This window comes from Pseudomonas sp. WS 5010, assembly GCF_012985565.1.
In the GTDB taxonomy this organism is placed as follows: Bacteria; Pseudomonadota; Gammaproteobacteria; order Pseudomonadales; family Pseudomonadaceae; genus Aquipseudomonas.
Genome location: NZ_JAAQWQ010000002.1, coordinates 614,107 through 630,799, shown reverse-complemented (window position 1 = coordinate 630,799; position 16,693 = coordinate 614,107). Strand labels below are relative to the sequence as shown.

The 16,693-nt window shown below is 62.6% G+C and carries 12 protein-coding genes; 11 read left to right on the top strand and 1 reads right to left on the bottom strand.

Annotated elements, in window-relative coordinates:
* Positions 1–24: 24 nt before the first annotated feature.
* From HBO11_RS07505 to HBO11_RS07495, 3 genes are read left to right on the top strand one after another with little or no spacing between them, the layout of a single operon-like run.
* Positions 25–1,431, top strand: a complete 1,407-nt coding sequence (locus HBO11_RS07505) for an FAD-binding oxidoreductase (protein ID WP_169951555.1) — start codon at positions 25–27, stop codon at positions 1,429–1,431.
* A gap of 27 nt (positions 1,432–1,458) precedes the next feature.
* The gene (locus HBO11_RS07500; protein WP_169951558.1) at positions 1,459–1,800 is read left to right on the top strand and encodes a cupin domain-containing protein; all 342 of its coding nucleotides are present in this window, start codon (positions 1,459–1,461) and stop codon (positions 1,798–1,800) included.
* A 60-nt stretch (positions 1,801–1,860) separates the two neighbouring features.
* Complete coding sequence (locus HBO11_RS07495) at positions 1,861–2,940, top strand: polyamine ABC transporter substrate-binding protein (RefSeq protein WP_169951560.1); 1,080 nt, start codon at positions 1,861–1,863, stop codon at positions 2,938–2,940.
* Positions 2,941–3,234: 294 nt separating this feature from the next.
* On the opposite strand, the gene HBO11_RS07490 is transcribed toward HBO11_RS07495, so the two are convergent.
* Positions 3,235–4,029, bottom strand: a complete 795-nt coding sequence (locus HBO11_RS07490; protein ID WP_169951562.1) for a helix-turn-helix transcriptional regulator — start codon at positions 4,027–4,029, stop codon at positions 3,235–3,237.
* Between the two features lie 213 nt (positions 4,030–4,242).
* Between HBO11_RS07490 and HBO11_RS07485 the strand changes: the two genes are divergently transcribed.
* From HBO11_RS07485 to HBO11_RS07450, 8 genes are all read left to right on the top strand, one after another.
* A complete protein-coding gene (locus tag HBO11_RS07485; protein WP_169951564.1) occupies positions 4,243–5,607 on the top strand; it encodes an APC family permease in 1,365 nt (454 codons plus the stop codon).
* A gap of 9 nt (positions 5,608–5,616) precedes the next feature.
* Positions 5,617–6,714 carry a P1 family peptidase gene (locus HBO11_RS07480; protein ID WP_169951566.1) on the top strand — a complete coding sequence of 366 codons (1,098 nt, stop codon included), beginning with the start codon at positions 5,617–5,619 and terminating at the stop codon, positions 6,712–6,714.
* Between the two features lie 425 nt (positions 6,715–7,139).
* The gene (locus tag HBO11_RS07475) at positions 7,140–8,588 is read left to right on the top strand and encodes a serralysin family metalloprotease (protein WP_169951568.1); all 1,449 of its coding nucleotides are present in this window, start codon (positions 7,140–7,142) and stop codon (positions 8,586–8,588) included.
* A gap of 66 nt (positions 8,589–8,654) precedes the next feature.
* Positions 8,655–9,029, top strand: a complete 375-nt coding sequence (locus HBO11_RS07470; RefSeq protein WP_169951571.1) for an AprI/Inh family metalloprotease inhibitor — start codon at positions 8,655–8,657, stop codon at positions 9,027–9,029.
* Between the two features lie 177 nt (positions 9,030–9,206).
* The gene (locus tag HBO11_RS07465) at positions 9,207–10,958 is read left to right on the top strand and encodes a type I secretion system permease/ATPase (protein ID WP_170058855.1); all 1,752 of its coding nucleotides are present in this window, start codon (positions 9,207–9,209) and stop codon (positions 10,956–10,958) included.
* On the top strand, positions 10,955–12,277 hold the full coding sequence (locus tag HBO11_RS07460) for an HlyD family type I secretion periplasmic adaptor subunit (protein ID WP_169951575.1): 1,323 nt from the start codon (positions 10,955–10,957) through the stop codon (positions 12,275–12,277). The genes HBO11_RS07465 and HBO11_RS07460 overlap by 4 nt, the downstream gene beginning before the upstream one ends.
* Before the next feature lie 2 nt (positions 12,278–12,279).
* On the top strand, positions 12,280–13,617 hold the full coding sequence (locus tag HBO11_RS07455) for a TolC family outer membrane protein (RefSeq protein ID WP_169951577.1): 1,338 nt from the start codon (positions 12,280–12,282) through the stop codon (positions 13,615–13,617).
* Positions 13,618–13,752: 135 nt separating this feature from the next.
* Positions 13,753–16,677 (top strand): autotransporter serine protease, encoded by a 2,925-nt coding sequence (locus HBO11_RS07450; RefSeq protein WP_169951965.1) that lies wholly within the window; start codon positions 13,753–13,755, stop codon positions 16,675–16,677.
* Positions 16,678–16,693 lie beyond the last annotated feature (16 nt).

Genomic DNA, 16,693 nt, shown 5'->3' with positions numbered 1-16,693 from the left:
GACGTTTGGTGGTGGAGTTTCAGCATGCCGGCATGGCGCAAGATCAGTTTATGGATGGACCAGCTGCAAGAGCCGCTGGAGGCGCGTGCGTCCCTCGGGCAGGACCTGGATGTCGATGTGGCCATTATTGGCGCCGGCTACACCGGGTTGTGGACCGCTTATTACCTCAAGCGCCATGCACCGCAGCTCAAGGTGGTGATCGTCGAGGCACAGACCGCGGGCTTCGGAGCCTCCGGGCGCAACGGCGGTTGGCTGATGGGCAACCTCCTGGGCGAAGACCGCTTGCTGGCGGGGTTGCCTGCCGAGCAGCGCCGGGCCTCGTTTGATCTGCTGCACGGCATCCCCGATGAAGTCGGGCAGGTGTTGCAGCGCGAAGGCATCGACTGCGACTACCGCAAGGGCGGGGCCCTGCACTGCGCCGCCCGTTACCCCGAGCAGGAAGCCAGCCTGCGCGAATACCTGGCCAAGCTCCATGGCCAAGGCCTGACCGACGATGACTACCGCTGGCTCAGCCCCGAGCAACTGGCCGGGCAGATCCGCATTGCCTCGGCCTATGGCGCGGTCTACACGCCCCATGTGGCGACGATCCACCCAGCCAAGCTGGTGCGCGGGTTGGCGCGGGTGGTCGAGGCCATGGGCGTGGCGATCTACGAAAACAGCCCGGTCACCCATTGGCAGTCCGGCAGCCTGCGCACCGACAAAGCCCAGGTCCGAGCCTCGTGGGTGGTGCCGGCGGTAGAAGGCTATGCGCCGACGCTCAAGCCCCTGGGGCGCTATCAACTGCCGGTGCAGAGCCTGATCGTTGCGACCGAACCGCTGCCGGCCAGTACTTGGGAAGAAATCGGCCTGAACCAGGGCCAGGCCTTTGGTGAAAGCAGCCGCCAGGTCACTTACGGCCAGCGCACCGCCGATAACCGCTTGGTATTCGGTGCCCGCGGCGGCTATCAGTTTGCCGGCAAGCTGCGCCACAACTTCGACCTCACCGACAGCGAAGTGGAACTGCGCCGCTACCTGTTCTGCGAGCTGTTTCCGCAACTCAAGCACGTGCGCGTGACCCACTCCTGGGGCGGCAACCTCGGTATGTCGCGGCGCTTTCGGCCGCACATGCTGTGCGACCAGCAGAGCGGCATCGCCTTGTCCGGCGGGTATGGCGGGGAGGGCGTGGGCGCCAGCAACCTGGGCGGGCGGACCCTGGCCGACCTGATCCTGGGGCGTGACACGCCGCTGGTCCAGCAGCCGTGGGTGCTGCGTGATGGCGGCCTGACGGCGCTCAAGGGCTGGGAGCCGGAGCCATGCCGCTGGCTGGGCTACAACGCGATCATCCGCAGCTTTGTCCATGAGGACCAGACCCTCGCCGACCCGAACACCGCGCCCTGGCGGCGCAAGCTGGCCAGCGGGATGGCCGGCTTCATGGAAGGTTTCATGCACTAAGTCGCTTCATTCACCACAGGTATGACCATGAGCATTACCCAGTTCAAAGACACCCTTAACCGCCATCTGCCGGACTCCAGTCCGGTCGCCGTGCCCCTGGGCACCCCGGTCGCCGTGGCCTCCACCCTCAGCGTGGAACGCAACGATGGCGTCGAAACCGGCATCTGGGAATGCACCCCGGGCCGCTGGCGGCGCCAGATCGTGGCGCAGGAGTTCTGCCACTTCATCCAGGGCCGCTGCACGTTCACCCCCGATGACGGCGAAACCCTGCATATCGAAGCCGGCGATGCACTGATGTTGCCGGCCAACAGCACGGGGATCTGGGATATCCAGGAGACCGTGCGCAAGACCTATGTGTTGATCCTCTAATCTTTTGATCCTTGATCGCCTGCCATAAAAACAGCCCTATAACCGCCAGGAAATCGAACCATGAGACCCATTGCCCTGTTGCCCTTGATGTTAGTGGCCTCCCTGACCCAGGCCGCCGAAACGGTGAAAATCTACAACTGGTCGAGCTACATCGCGCCGGACACCACCAAGAACTTCCAGAAGGAAACCGGGATCGGTTTCAGCTATGACGTGTACGACAGCAACGAGACCCTGGACGGCAAGTTGATGACCGGCAACTCGGGCTATGACGTGGTGTTCCCGTCCAACCACTTCATGGCCCGGCAGATCCAGGGCGGGGCCCTGAAAAAGCTCGACAAGAGCCAGTTGCCGAACTGGAAAAACCTCAACCCGGTGCTGCTCAAGGCCCTGCAAACCAACGACCCGGGCAATGAGCATGGCTTCCCGTACCTGTGGGGCAGCACTGGCATCGGCTACAACATCGACAAGGTCAAGGCAGTGTTGGGCGAGGATGCGCCGGTCGACTCCTGGGACTTGATCTTCAAGCCCCAATACATGGAAAAACTCAGCAAATGCGGGGTGGCGATCCTCGACAACGGCCCGGAACTGCTGCCGATCGCCCTGAACTACCTGGGCTTGCCTCATCACAGCAAGAACCCCGAGGACTATAAAAAAGCCGAGGCGCTGCTGATCAAGGTGCGGCCGTACATTGCCTACTTCCACTCCTCGAAATACACCGGCGACCTGGCCAACGGCGACATCTGCGTGGCGGTTGGCTTCTCGGGTGACGTGCTGCAGGCCGAAAGCCGCGCCAAGGAAGCCAAGAATGGCGTGAAGATTGGCTACAACATTCCCAAGGAAGGCGCTGCGATCTGGTTCGACATGGTCGCCATGCCCGCCGACGCCCCGGATGAAAAGGCCGGTTATGCCTTCATGAACTACCTGCTGCGCCCGGACGTGATGGCCGACATCACCAACTTCGTGCACTACGCCAACGGCAACAGCGCCGCCGACAGCCTGGTAGACCCGGTGATCAAGAGCGACACCAAGGTGTACCCGAGCGAAGAAATGATGGGCAAGCTATTCGCCCTTGAAGCCATGCCGATGAAGATCGACCGCATTCGTACGCGGATCTGGAACACCATCCGTACCGGGCGTTAGATACCTGTGACTGATCTGCCGCCATCGCGGGCAAGCCCGCTCCTACAGGGGATCTCGGTTGGGCACAGGACTTTGCACACCACACACCAACTGTAGGAGCTGGCTTGCCAGCGATGGCGGTAGGCCAGTCAACACATCCTTACATGATCTACCGCCATCGCGGGCAAGCCCGCTCCTACACGAGATCTCGGTTGGGCACAGGACTTTGCACATACCACACACCAACTGTAGGAGCTGGCTTGTCGGGTCGCCGCATCGCTGCGATAGCGGTGGACCAGTCGATACATGGCCTGCCTATGGGTTATCCAGGTCATGCCCCAACGACTGGATAAACAACGAAAACAGCTCCGGCTGCGACGAGATATCCAGCTTGGCGTAGAGGTGGCGTCGATGCACCTTGACCGTGTCCGGCGAGATGCTCAGGCGTTCGGCCATGGCCTTGGACGAGAACCCGCGCAATACCAGGCGGGCGATTTCCAGTTCGCGCTCGGACAACACCCCGCTGCCAAAATGGCTCAACGCATCGCGGATCTGGCTGGCCATGGCCGCGCCGGCCGGTGCGCGCTGGGTGCTCTGCTGCCAATGTTGCTGCATCAAGGGCAGCACCCACGCCGCCAGCAGTGTCAGTAACCCGGTTTCCGTGGCGGTAAACACGCGCTGCATCCCCAACGACAACGACAAGGTGCCCACCCCGGGCAGCTGCAGGATGAATTGCACCTCATCCTCCAGCACGTTGTCGTGAAAGTAATTGAGGAAGTACTCACTCTGGCGGAAATGGTCCGGTGCCACCTCTTCGAGGCGATACACGCCACTGGCGTAACCTTCGCGGCAGGCCTGGAAGAACGGGTCGAGCAAGTACAAGCCATTGAGGTATACCAGCATCGACGCCGGCTTGCTGGTGGGCTGCGCGTCGTATTCCTCCAGCGCCTGGGGCGGCCCATCCATCGGGTAGAAGATCGCCAGGGCGTTATCGAAGGCCAGGTTCTGGTGCAGCAGCAACACCAGTTGCTTCCAGAAACGCTCGGTGCCAATTTGCGACACGGTGCGACCCAGGCCCGCATGCATGCCGATTTCCCTGAACAGGCTCATGTGATGGGTTCCGATGGCTGAAAGATCGGCCAAGGGTTCGGCTTTTGCACGAGCCCGTCAAGGGGAGTACTCCAATAGGGGAATTGGCGGGCGCCGGCACAGCGCCTAGATTCCCTGGCATTCAGCGGGAAACATATCCCGCACCCGCTTTCCCTTTTTCGTTTCTGCCTCAACCAGCTTTCCAATAAAAAGAACAACCATGAGGATAACGACATGAGCGCAACCCCCGCACCCGATGGCGTGCTGAAACCTACCTTGAGTATGTTCGATGTGGTGGCCATTACCGTTTCGGCGGTAACTCCGGCCAGTTCCGTATTTGTGATTGCACCGTTTGCGATCCAGCAAGCCGGCAGCGGGGTGTTCCTGGCGTTTGTGATGGCTGGGCTGCTGGCGCTGATGTTCGCCTTTTGCTACGCGGAGCTTGGGCGCGCCCATAACAGTGCCGGTGGCGAGTATGTGTATGCCAAGCGCGTGTTCGGCGGCATGGCCGGCTACGCGACCTTCCTGACAGTGCTGGTGATGCTGTTGTTTATCCCGCCGGTGCTGGCCACCGGCGCGGCGACCTACCTCAACAACGCCCTGGGCACGACATTCGATTCACAAACCGTGGCCCTGGTGATTGTGGTGTGCAGTTACGCCCTGGGCATTCTCAATATCAAGCTCAACGCCTGGATCACCGGCACCTGCCTGCTGCTGGAAGTGGCGGCGTTGCTGGTGATCGTATTTATTGGCTTCGGCAACCCGGTGCAGCCGGCCAGTGTGCTGTTCCAACCGCAGATCGTCGAAAACGGCGTGCTGCACCTGGCGCCCTGGGCGCTGGTGATCGGCGCGGTGGGCATCGGCCTGTTCTCGTTCAACGGCTACGGCCCGGCGGTGCTGCTGGCCGAAGACATGAAATGCGGCGGCAAGGGCGTGCACAAGGCGGTCCTGTGGTCCCTGGGCCTGGTGGTGGTGATCGAGTTGGTGCCGATCACCGCGCTGTTGATCGGCGCGCCCTCCCTGAGCGAGATGATCAGCAGCCCGGACCCGATCGGCTACTTGCTGACCAGCCATGGCAATGAAACCCTGTCACGCCTGGTCAGCGCCGGGATCTTCCTCTCGGTGTTCAACGCCATCGTCGCCATCGTGATCCAGATCGGCCGGGTGGTGTTCAGCAGTGGTCGCGATGCGCTGTGGACGCCGACCATCAACAAACTGTTCACCCGCATCCACCCGCGCTGGGATTCGCCATGGCTGGCCACGCTGTTCCTGGCGATACCTTCGGCACTGCTCAGCTTCAGCTCCAACCTGGCAGACCTGACGTCCTTCAGCGTGTTGTTGATCATGCTGGTGTACCTGATCGTGGCCCTGAGCGCGCTGATGAGCCGGGTGCTGTTGCGCGACCGCGAGCACCCGTACCGCATGCCCCTGTGGCCGGTGCCGGCGTTGCTGGCCGTGGCGGGCGCGGGTTATCTGTTGTTTACCTTGTTTATCGCGGCCTCCATGCGCGACATCATGATTATCATCGGCCTGTTGGCAATGTCGGTGATCCTCTATTGCATCAGCGGCCGGTCGAGTCCGGCGTTTCAGAAACTGTAAGGAGTGGTTATGCGCGCACGTCAATTGGGCATTACGTTGGGGTTGGGCACGCCCGGCGAATTGAATGCGATTACCGACGTCCCCGGGGTTCGGGTCGGCCACAGCACGCTCAAGGAGCAGATCGACGGCAAGCAGGTGCGCACCGGGGTCACATTGATCCAGCCGCGGGCCGGTGCGGCGCGGCTACAACCGTGTTTTGCCGGGTACCACGTGCTCAATGGCAACGGCGACGCCACGGGCCTTGAGTGGATCGGCGAAGCCGGGCTGCTGACGACGCCCCTGGCGATCACCAACACCCACAGTATCGGCATTGTGCGCGACACCCTGATTGCCCTGGAGCGCGACAGCCTGGCGGACCCGGCGGTGTACTGGTGCATGCCAGTGGTGATGGAAACCTACGACGGCCTGCTCAACGATATCTGGGGCCAGCACATCGGCCCCGAACATGTGCTGCAAGCCATGGCGAGCGCGGAGTCCGGCCCGGTGCAAGAGGGCGCCGTGGGCGGCGGCACCGGGATGATCTGCCATGAGTTCAAGGGCGGCATCGGCAGCGCCTCGCGCAAGCTGGCGGTGGAGCAGGGCGGCTGGACCGTTGGCGTGCTGGTGCAGGCCAACCACGGCAAGCGCCAGGAGCTGCGGGTGGATGGCTATCCGGTGGGGCGCCACCTGATGGACATTGCCTCGCCGTTTGCCGACCGGGGCACCCCGGGCATGGGCTCGATCGTGGTAATTATCGCCACCGATGCACCGTTGCTGCCGCACCAGTGCCAGCGCCTGGCGCAACGCGCATCCATCGGCATTGCCCGCACCGGCGGCGGCACCGAGGACTCCAGTGGCGATCTGTTCCTGGCGTTTGCCACCGGCAATCACCACCTGCCGCCGGCAGATTACGGGCGCAAGGACTTGCCCCTGAGCACAACCTTGAGCATGGTCAATAACGATCATATTTCGCCCTTGTTCAGCGCCGCGGCCGAGGCGGTGGAAGAGGCGATCATCAACGCGATCCTCGCCGGGGAAGACATGACCACCGCCGATGGCGTGCTGGTGCCGGGGCTGGATGGGCAGACGCTGCTGGAGGCACTGCGCCAGACGGGCTGGCATGGGTAAGCCTGAGGCCGCTATCACCTTGTAGTTGCCGGCTTGCCGGCGCTGGCTGTCAATAATAAAACAGTGGCTATTTAATATTTGCGAATGACACGGTGGCACTTTTAAAGTGCCGCCCAATCAATATATTGGATCCATTACGCAATAAGTGTGACCCGTCTGGCATTTAATTATTTAGCACTATTTAATATTTAAATAGCCGATTCTCCGTCTCTCGCCCCAAAACGAAGAATATAAACACTTAATTCCCAATGTTTGCAGCCGTTATTCCGTCCATGAACTTTTCCAACAAAAAAATCACTGGACGTGTGATTTCGAATTGTGTCAGTTTTCTTTCGCCTTCATAAGAGGCGAGTGATAGGACGATCTCGCCCGAGAGCGTCATATCGGACAAAAACTGTTCCACTTGCAAACAAGGAAGTACGTTTATGTCGAAAGTAAAAGACAAAGCTATTGTCTCGGCAGCTCAAGCAAGTAGTGCCTATTCACAAATCGATAGCTTTAGCCATTTGTATGACCGTGGCGGCAACCTCACGGTCAATGGCAAACCTTCGTTCTCTGTCGACCAGGCAGCCGACCATTTGCTGCGCGAAAACGCGGCATACCGGGACGTTGACGGCAACGGCAGGATCGATCTGACCTACACCTTCCTGACCCAGGCTTCCTCGGCGACCATGAACAAGCATGGTATCTCCGGGTTCAGCCAGTTCAGCAACCTGCAAAAAGGCCAGGCCGTACTGGCCATGCAATCCTGGGCCGATGTGGCCAATGTCACCTTCACCGAGAAAGCCTCGGGCGGCGACTTCCACATGACCTTCGGCAACTACAGCGCAGGCCAGGACGGCGCCGCGGCCTTTGCCTACCTGCCCGGCACCAATGAGAAGTACCACACGAGCGGCACGGATGGCACCTCGTGGTACCTGATCAACAACAGCTACACCGCCAATATCAACCCTGGCCTGAACAACTACGGGCGCCAAACCCTGACCCACGAGATCGGCCATACCCTGGGCCTGGATCACCCTGGCGACTACAACGCCGGGACCGGCAACCCGTCCTACAAGGACGCGGACTACGGCCAGGACACCCGTGGCTACAGCGTCATGAGCTACTGGGGTGAAAACAACACCAACCAGAACTTCACCAAAGGCGGGGTCGAGGCTTATGCGTCCGGCCCACTGATCGACGATATCGCGGCGATCCAGAAGCTCTACGGCGCCAACTTCAACACCCGTGCCGGTGACACCACCTACGGCTTCAACTCCAACACCGGGCGTGATCACCTCAGCGCCACGTCCAATGCCGACAAGCTGGTGTTCTCGGTGTGGGACGGCGGTGGCAACGACACCCTGGACTTCTCCGGCTTTACCCAGAACCAGAAAATCAACCTCAACGAGACTTCGTTCTCCGACGTGGGCGGCCTGGTGGGTAACGTGTCGATCGCCCAGGGCGTGACCGTGGAAAACGCCTTCGGTGGCTCGGGCAACGACCTGCTGATCGGCAACGCAGTGGCCAACACCCTCAAGGGTGGTGCCGGCAATGACCTGATCTACGGCGGTGGCGGTGCCGACAAACTGTGGGGCGGTGCGGGTTCGGACACCTTTGTGTTCGGTGCCAGCTCTGACTCCCGGCCAGGTGCGGCGGACCAGATCCTCGACTTCACCTCAGGTTCGGACAAGATCGACCTGACCGGCATCACCAAGGGCAGCGGCCTGCATTTCGTCAACGCCTTTACCGGCGCTGCCGGCGATGCCGTGCTGACCTACGCCTCGGGTACCAACCTGGGCACGTTGGCGGTGGACTTCTCTGGGCACGGGGTGGCGGATTTCCTCGTCACCACCGTGGGCCAGGCGGCCTATAGCGACATCGTGGCTTGATCAAGGCGTAACGAAGGGCGGCGCCCCGGCGCCGCTCTTTCCTTGCAACAGCCCCGTAAACGGGTAATGGTGATGACTATTTTTCGCAATGCAATCGCCTGGGTGATCCCGGCATTGCTCGTGTCGGCAGGAGCCAACGCAATGGCAAGCAGTCTTGTTTTACCCAGCACCGCGCAACTGGCTGGGCACTGGCAACTACACCAGCAGGAGCAGGTGTGCGAGCTGGATCTGATCGCCCAGCCCAATAGCCTGGCGGGTGATATTGAGTGCGCGCAACAGTGGCTGGGGCAAAAACCCCTGACGTGGCTGCCCACCCCGGATGGCATCTGGCTAATGAATGCCGAGGGCACCGGTATTACTCATTTGAATCGGCAGAAAGAAGGCGAATATACCGCGCGTTCTGCTTCTGGATTAGAGCTGTTACTGCAACGCACACAATAATTAACTATTACAGTTATATGCTTATAACTACCAGGTATAGAGCTGTTTGTTGGTCGTGACCTATATCCACCTGTCACTTCCAGCGCATTAAACACTATTGAAATAGTTGCCCGCCCCATCCATTGGGGCGCCCGGCAGACTATCGCGCGTATTTCAGCCCAGGGAAGATCAGGCAACATGGCGAAGACCACTCCCACTGCACCACTGTTTAAAGCCCTCGGCGATTATAAAAGTATCCTGATCAGCGTCGGTTGCTTCACCGCGCTGATCAATCTGTTGATGCTGGCGCCGTCCATTTACATGCTGCAAGTGTATGACCGGGTCCTGTCATCGCAGAACGAAACCACCTTGGTGATGTTGACCCTGATGGTCGTAGGTTTCTTTGCTTTTATCGGCACCCTGGAAGTGGTGCGCAGCTTTATCGTGATCCGCATCGGCAGCCAGTTGGAGCGCCGCTTCAACCTGCAGGTATACAAGGCCGCCTTCGAGCGCAACCTGCAACGGGGCGAAGGCCATGCTGGGCAATCGCTCGGGGATTTGACCCATATCCGCCAGTTCCTCACCGGGCCGGCGTTGTTTGCGTTCTTCGATGCGCCGTGGTTCCCGATCTATTTGCTGGTGATCTTTTTGTTCAACGTGTGGCTGGGGGTGTTGGCCACGGCCGGCGCCGTGCTGTTGATCGCCCTGGCATGCCTGAACGAATACCTGACCAAAAAAACCTTGCGCGAAGCCAGCGGCTACTCGCAGCAGTCCACCCAATTGGCCACCAGCCACTTGCACAACGCCGAGACCATCCAGGCCATGGGCATGCTGGGGGCGCTGCGCAGTCGCTGGTTCCAGGTGCATTCGCAATTCCTCGGCCTGCAAAACCGGGCCAGCGACACCGGTTCGGTGATCAGCTCCCTGAGCAAATCCCTGCGCCTGCTCCTGCAGTCGTTGGTGTTGGGGCTGGGTGCGTTGCTGGTGATCAAGGGCCAGATGACCGCCGGGATGATGATTGCCGGCACTATCCTGATGGGCCGGGTGTTGAGCCCGATCGACCAGTTGATTGCGGTGTGGAAGCAATGGAGTTCGGCCAAGCTGGCCTATCAACGCCTCGATGAGCTGTTGCAGGAGTTCCCGCCCGGGGCGCAGGCCATGGCGTTGCCGGCGCCCAAGGGCCAAGTGAGTTTCGAGCAGGTCACTGCCGGGCCGCCGGGGCGGCGGGTGGCGACGTTGCATCAGGTCAGCTTCAACCTCGCGGCCGGTGAAGTGCTGGGCGTGTTGGGGGCCTCCGGGTCCGGCAAGTCGACGTTGGCGCGAGTACTGGTGGGCGTGTGGCCGACCCTGGCGGGCACGGTGCGCCTGGACGGCGCCGATATCCATCGCTGGGACCGCGACGACCTCGGGCCCCATGTCGGCTACCTGCCCCAGGACATCGAGCTGTTCAGCGGCAGCATCGCCGACAACATCGCGCGCTTTCGCCAGGCTGACCCCGAGTGGGTGGTGCAAGCCGCGCAGCAAGCCGGGGTGCATGACCTGATCCTGCGTTTGCCCCAGGGCTACGACACGGTGTTGGGCGACGACGGCAGCGGCCTGTCCGGTGGGCAGAAACAACGGGTGGCCCTGGCCCGCGCACTGTATGGCGGGCCGCGCCTGATCGTGCTCGACGAACCCAACTCCAACCTCGACACCGTGGGCGAGGCCGCCCTGGCCAGCGCCATCATGCAGATGAAAGCCCAGGGCAGCAGCGTGATCCTGGTGACCCACCGCTCCTCGGCCCTGGCCCAGGCCGACAAGCTGTTGGTACTCAACGAAGGCCGCCTGCAAGCGTTTGGCCCCAGCCAGGAGGTGCTGCGGGCGCTGTCCGGGCAAGCGGAGCCACCCCGTGAAAAGGCCGGCGTCAGCTTGAACCGTCAATATCCTGCGGCAAGGAATCCAGGCCAATGAATACCGATAACAGCCTGCCACTCGAGCAGACCTTTCCCGAGCGCGATGCGCGCTTTTTCTCCCGCCTGGGCTGGGTGATGACGGTGGTTGGCGCCGGCGGATTCTTCCTCTGGGCCAGCCTCGCGCCGCTGGACCAGGGGATCCCGGTGCAGGGCACGGTGGTGGTGTCCGGCAAGCGCAAGGCCGTGCAAACCCTGAGCCCCGGCGTCGTCAGCCGGATCCTGGTGCGCGAAGGCGAGGTGGTCAAACAGGGCCAGCCGTTGTTTCGCCTCGACCCGACCCAAAGCCAGGCCGACGTACATTCCCTGCAAGCCCAATACCGCATGGCCTGGGCCAGCGTCGCCCGTTGGCAGAGCGAGCGCGACAGCTTGCCGGCGGTGGCCTTTCCGGCTGAACTGAGTAGCGCCCCCGATCCTGCGCTGGCGTTGGTGCTCGAAGGCCAGCGCCAGCTGTTCAGCAGCCGGCGCGACGCCTTTGCCCGCGAGCAATCCGGGATCCGCGCCAGTATCGAAGGCGCCAGCGCCCAGCTCAACGGCATGCGCCGCGCCCGCACCGACCTCAGCGCCCAGGCGCAATCTCTGCGTGATCAACTGGCCAACCTGCAACCCCTGGCCGACAACGGCTATATCCCGCGCAACCGCCTGCTGGAGTACCAGCGCCAACTGTCCCAGGTGCAGCAGGACCTGGCGCAGAACAGCGGCGAAAGCGGGCGCCTGGAGCAGGGCATCCTCGAATCGCGCCTCAAGTTGCAACAGCACAGCGAGGAGTACCAGAAGGAGGTCCGCAGCCAGTTGGCCGACGCGCAACTGCGCAGCCTGACCCTGGAGCAGCAACTGACCTCTGCTGGCTTTGACCTGCAACACAGTGAAATCAACGCACCGGCCGATGGCATCGCGGTCAACCTCGGCGTGCATACCATCGGTGCGGTGGTGCGGGCCGGGGAGACCCTGCTGGAAATCGTGCCCCAGGACACGCGCCTGGAAGTGGAAGGGCGCCTGCCGGTGAACCTGGTGGACAAGGTCGGCAGCCATCTGCCGGTCGATATCCTGTTCACCGCCTTCAACCAGAGCCGTACACCCCGGGTGCCAGGGGAGGTGAGCCTGATCTCCGCCGACCAGTTGCTCGACGAAAAAACCGGTGCGCCGTATTACGTGCTGCGCACCACGGTCAGCGATGTCGCCCTGGAAAAACTCCAGGGTTTGGTGATCAAGCCCGGCATGCCCGCCGAGATGTTTGTGCGCACCGGCGAGCGCTCGCTGCTCAACTACCTGTTCAAGCCGCTGCTCGACCGTGCCGGCTCGGCGTTGACCGAGGAATGAGCATGAAACCAGTGTTCATCGCCTTGCTAATGGCGTGCAGCAGCGCCCAGGCCGCCATGGGCCCGTTCGATGTGTATGAACAGGCGCTGCGCAATGATCCGGTGTTCCTCGGTGCAATCAAGGAGCGTGACGCCGGCCTGGAAAACCGCACCATCGGCCGCGCTGGCCTGTTGCCAAGGCTGTCGTACAACTACAACAAGGGCCGCAACAACTCCCAGGCCAACCTGCCCGATGGCCGTGGTGGCCACTATCACGACGACCGCAACTACAACAGTTTCGGCTCGACCTTCACCCTGCAACAGCCGCTGTTCGACTACGAAGCCTATGCCAACTACCGCAAGGGCGTGGCCCAGGCGCTGTTTGCCGACGAGAGTTTTCGCGACAAGAGCCAGGCGCTGTTGGTGCGGGTGCTGACCTATTACACCCAGGCACTGTTCGCCCAGGACCAGATCGACATCGCCCGGGCCAAAAAGAAGGCCTACGAGCAACAGTTCCAGCAGAACCAGCACCTGTTCCAGCAAGGCGAGGGCACGCGTACCGATATTCTGGAGGCCGAGTCCCGTTACGAACTGGCCACCGCCGAAGAAATCCAGGCGCTCGACGAGCAGGATGCGTCACTGCGCGAACTGGGGGCGCTGCTCGGCGTACAGAGCGTCGATATTGCCGACCTGGCGCCTCTGAACCACGACTTTGCTGCCTTCACCCTGGCCCCGGCCAACTACGACAGCTGGCACGAACTGGCGCTGACCAACAACCCGACCCTGGCCTCCCAGCGCCAGGCCGTGGAGGTGGCGCGCTATGAGGTGGAACGCAACCGCGCCGGGCACTTGCCGCGCATCACCGCGTACGCCAGTTCGCGCCAGCAGGAGTCCGACAGCGGCAACACCTACAACCAGCGCTACGACACCAACACCATCGGCATTGAAGTCAGCGTGCCGTTGTATGCCGGTGGCGGCGTCGCGGCGTCCACCCGCCAGGCCAGCCGCTCCATGGAGCAGGCCGAATATGAGCTGGAGGGCAAGACCCGCGAGACCCTGATCGAGCTGCGGCGCCAGTTCAGCGCCTGCCTGTCGGGGGTGAGCAAGCTGCGCGCCTATCAAAAGGCCCTGGCCTCTGCCGAAGCGCTGGTGGTGTCGACCAAGCAAAGCATCCTGGGTGGCGAGCGGGTCAACCTCGATGCCCTCAACGCCGAACAGCAGCTGTACAGCACCCGTCGCGACCTGGCCCAGGCCCGTTACGACTATTTGATGGCCTGGACCAAATTGCACTACTACGCGGGCAACCTGCGCGACACCGACCTGGCCAAGGTCGACGAAGCCTTCGGCCCGGCCCAACGCTGACCCTGTAGGAGCCGGCTTGCCGGCGATAAGGCCGTTGAGCCCGCCATCGCCGGCACGCCCGCTCCTACAGGCTGATAAACACAATAAAAAGAGGAAGTCTGGGTGAACGCAAAACAACGAAGCTATCACTGCGTCATGCTGTGTGGCCTGGCCAGCCTGGGTACCGCCCAGGCCGCGCCCTATGTGGAGACCGGCAAGCTGGGCGACCCCGCCAGTTGGCGCTCGACGGAATACCAGCGGGACTGGGGCCTGGGGCGCATGCAGGCCGATCAGGCTTACGCCGCGGGGATCAGCGGTGCCGGGGTGAAGATCGGTGCGCTGGACTCGGGCTTTGATGCCAGCCACCCGCAAGCCTCCCCGGAGCGCTTCCACCCGGTGACCGCCAGCGGCACTTATGTGGATGGCAGCCCGTTTTCCACCACCGGCGCCCTGAACCCCAACAACGACTCCCACGGCACCCACGTCACCGGCACCATGGGGGCGGCGCGGGACGGCAGCGGCATGCATGGCGTGGCCTACAACGCGCAGATTTATGTGGGCAACACCAATGCCAACGACAGCTTCCTGTTTGGCCCGACGCCCGACCCCCAGTACTTCAAGGCGGTGTACAGCGCCATGGTCGATTCCGGGGTGCGCGCGATCAACAACAGCTGGGGCAGCCAGCCCAAGGATGTCAGCTACCAGACCCTGGGCGACCTGCACGCGGCCTACGCCCAGCACTTTAACCAGGGCACCTGGCTGGACGCCGCCGCCGATGTGGCCCGCGCCGGGGTGATCAATGTGTTCAGCGCCGGCAACAGCGGCTATGCCAACGCCAGCGTGCGCTCGGCCTTGCCTTACTTTGAACCGCAGCTGGAAGGCCACTGGCTGGCGGTGTCCGGCCTGGACAAGGCCAATAACCAGAAATACAACCAGTGCGGCATCGCCAAGTACTGGTGTATTGCCACCCCGGGTGCGCTGATCGACAGCACCGTTCCTGGCGGCGGCTATGGGATCAAGTCCGGCACCTCGATGTCGGCACCCCACGCCACTGGTGCGTTGGCGCTGGTGATGGAACGCTACCCGTACCTGAACAACGAGCAGGCCTTGCAGGTGTTGCTGACGACGGCCACGCAGCTGGACGGTTCGGTGACCGACGCGCCGAACGCCAAGGTCGGCTGGGGCGTGCCGGACCTTGGCCGGGCGATGCATGGGCCGGGGCAGTTGCTGGGTGCCATGGACGTCAATCTGGCGGCCGGGCAGGGCGATGTGTGGAGCAATGGCATCTCCGACAAGGCGCTGCTGCAACGCCAGGCCGAAGACAGCGCCGAGCGCCTGGCTTGGCAACAGACCGTGCAGGACAAGGGCTGGGGAAATGGTCCGGGGGTCGGCGCCAGCCAGCAGGAACAGACCGACTACGCAGTGGGCATGGCCCGGGATGCGGCGGCGGCCCAGCGCATTTACCAAGGCAGTTTGATCAAGTCCGGCGCCGGTAGCCTGGTGCTCAGCGGCGACAGTACCTATCGCGGCCCGACCACGGTCAATGGGGGTGTGTTGAAGGTCGAGGGTGCGCTGACCTCGGCGGTCACGGTCAACCCTGGCGGGACCTTGGGCGGCTCCGGGCGTATCGGCGCGTTGCAGGCCAATAGCGGCAGCGTGATTGCGCCGGGCAATTCCATCGGCACCTTGAATGTGACTGGGGATGTGCGCTTCGACGCCGGATCCACCTATGCGGTGGAGCTGTCGAATGCCAGCAGTGATCGCATTGTTGCGGGCGGCAAGGCCACCCTCAACGGCGGCACCGTGACCCTGGCCCTGGAAAACAGCCCGACCTTGCTCAGCCAGCCCGAGGCGCAAAGCCTGATCGGTCGCCAGTACAACATCTTGCAGGCGGCGGGTGGGGTCACCGGCAGTTTCGGTGCGGTATTGCCCAACTACCTGTTCCTCGGTGGCAACCTCGACTACAGCGCCAATGGCGTGCAACTGGCTATCGCGCGCAATGACGCAAGCTTTGCCAGCGTCGCGGCGACCCGCAATCAGCGCGCCGTGGCCGCTGCAGCCGAGCAGTTGGGGGCCGGCAACCCGGTGTATGAAAGCGTGCTGAGTGCCGACTCCAGTGTGGTGGCCCGCCAGGCCTTCCAGCAGTTGTCCGGCGAGATCTACCCGGCAGTCGGCGCGATGTTGATCAATGACAGCCGCCATGTGCGCGATGCCGTCGGTGAGCGCCTGCGCCATGTGCCTGCCACCGGCGAAAGCAACCTGTGGATCAAGGCCCTCGGCGCCTGGGGCAAGGCCGACAGCAGCAGTGAATATGCTGGTTACACCCGCTCTATCGGCGGCATGCTGCTGGGGGTCGATGGCCAATGGGACGAACAGACCCGCGTCGGTGTGATGGCGGGCTACAGCGACAGCTCGCTGAACATGGGCGATGGCACGCATGCGTCGGCCGATGTCGACAGCTATCACCTGGGCACCTACGCCGGGCGTGAGCTGGGCAACTGGCGTGTGAGTGTGGGCGGCGCCTACAGCTGGCATCGCGGCGATGTGCAGCGCGACCTGCAATACGCTGACGTCAGCGCCAAGCAAAAAGCCAAGCTGGATGAGCGCAGCCTGCAGGTGTTCACCGAGGCGGCCTACCGCTTGGACCTGCAAGCGCTGGCCCTGGAACCGTTTGCCAACCTGGCCTATGTGCACCTGGACAGCGAAAGTTTCCATGAGACAGGCGATGGCGCCGCCCTGCAACGGGGCAGTGATCGCCGCGATGCGACCCTCGGCACCCTGGGCCTGCGCGCCCTCAAGACCCTGCCTCTGAATGACCGCCAGCAGTTGGAACTCTCCGGCTCGCTCGGCTGGCAGCACAGCCTCACGCCGGTTGAATCCGAGGAACACCTGGCGTTCGTCGCAGGCGGCCCCTCGTTTGCCGTGCGCAGCACACCGCTTCAGCGCGACGCCGCGCTGGTGGGCTTGAAGGCCAGCCTGGCACTGAGTGACACCACACGGGTCAACCTCGACTACAACGGCCAACTGGGGTCGAAGGAGAACAACCAGGGCGTGGGCCTGAGCCTGGACTGGCAGTTCTGAAGCGGCGCCAACAAAA

Bases quoted from the DNA above. Each gene is read 5' to 3' on its own strand.
- HBO11_RS07455 (WP_169951577.1), top strand. From the start codon at position 12,280: ATGAAACCAGTGTTCATCGCCTTGCTAATGGCGTGCAGCAGCGCCCAG.
- HBO11_RS07470 (WP_169951571.1), top strand. From the start codon at position 8,655: ATGGTGATGACTATTTTTCGCAATGCAATCGCCTGGGTGATCCCGGCA.
- HBO11_RS07465 (WP_170058855.1), top strand. From the start codon at position 9,207: ATGGCGAAGACCACTCCCACTGCACCACTGTTTAAAGCCCTCGGCGAT.
- HBO11_RS07500 (WP_169951558.1), top strand. From the start codon at position 1,459: ATGAGCATTACCCAGTTCAAAGACACCCTTAACCGCCATCTGCCGGAC.
- HBO11_RS07480 (WP_169951566.1), top strand. From the start codon at position 5,617: ATGCGCGCACGTCAATTGGGCATTACGTTGGGGTTGGGCACGCCCGGC.
- HBO11_RS07495 (WP_169951560.1), top strand. From the start codon at position 1,861: ATGAGACCCATTGCCCTGTTGCCCTTGATGTTAGTGGCCTCCCTGACC.
- HBO11_RS07450 (WP_169951965.1), top strand. From the start codon at position 13,753: ATGCTGTGTGGCCTGGCCAGCCTGGGTACCGCCCAGGCCGCGCCCTAT.
- HBO11_RS07485 (WP_169951564.1), top strand. From the start codon at position 4,243: ATGAGCGCAACCCCCGCACCCGATGGCGTGCTGAAACCTACCTTGAGT.
- HBO11_RS07505 (WP_169951555.1), top strand. From the start codon at position 25: ATGCCGGCATGGCGCAAGATCAGTTTATGGATGGACCAGCTGCAAGAG.
- HBO11_RS07475 (WP_169951568.1), top strand. From the start codon at position 7,140: ATGTCGAAAGTAAAAGACAAAGCTATTGTCTCGGCAGCTCAAGCAAGT.
- HBO11_RS07490 (WP_169951562.1), bottom strand. From the start codon at position 4,029: ATGAGCCTGTTCAGGGAAATCGGCATGCATGCGGGCCTGGGTCGCACC.
- HBO11_RS07460 (WP_169951575.1), top strand. From the start codon at position 10,955: ATGAATACCGATAACAGCCTGCCACTCGAGCAGACCTTTCCCGAGCGC.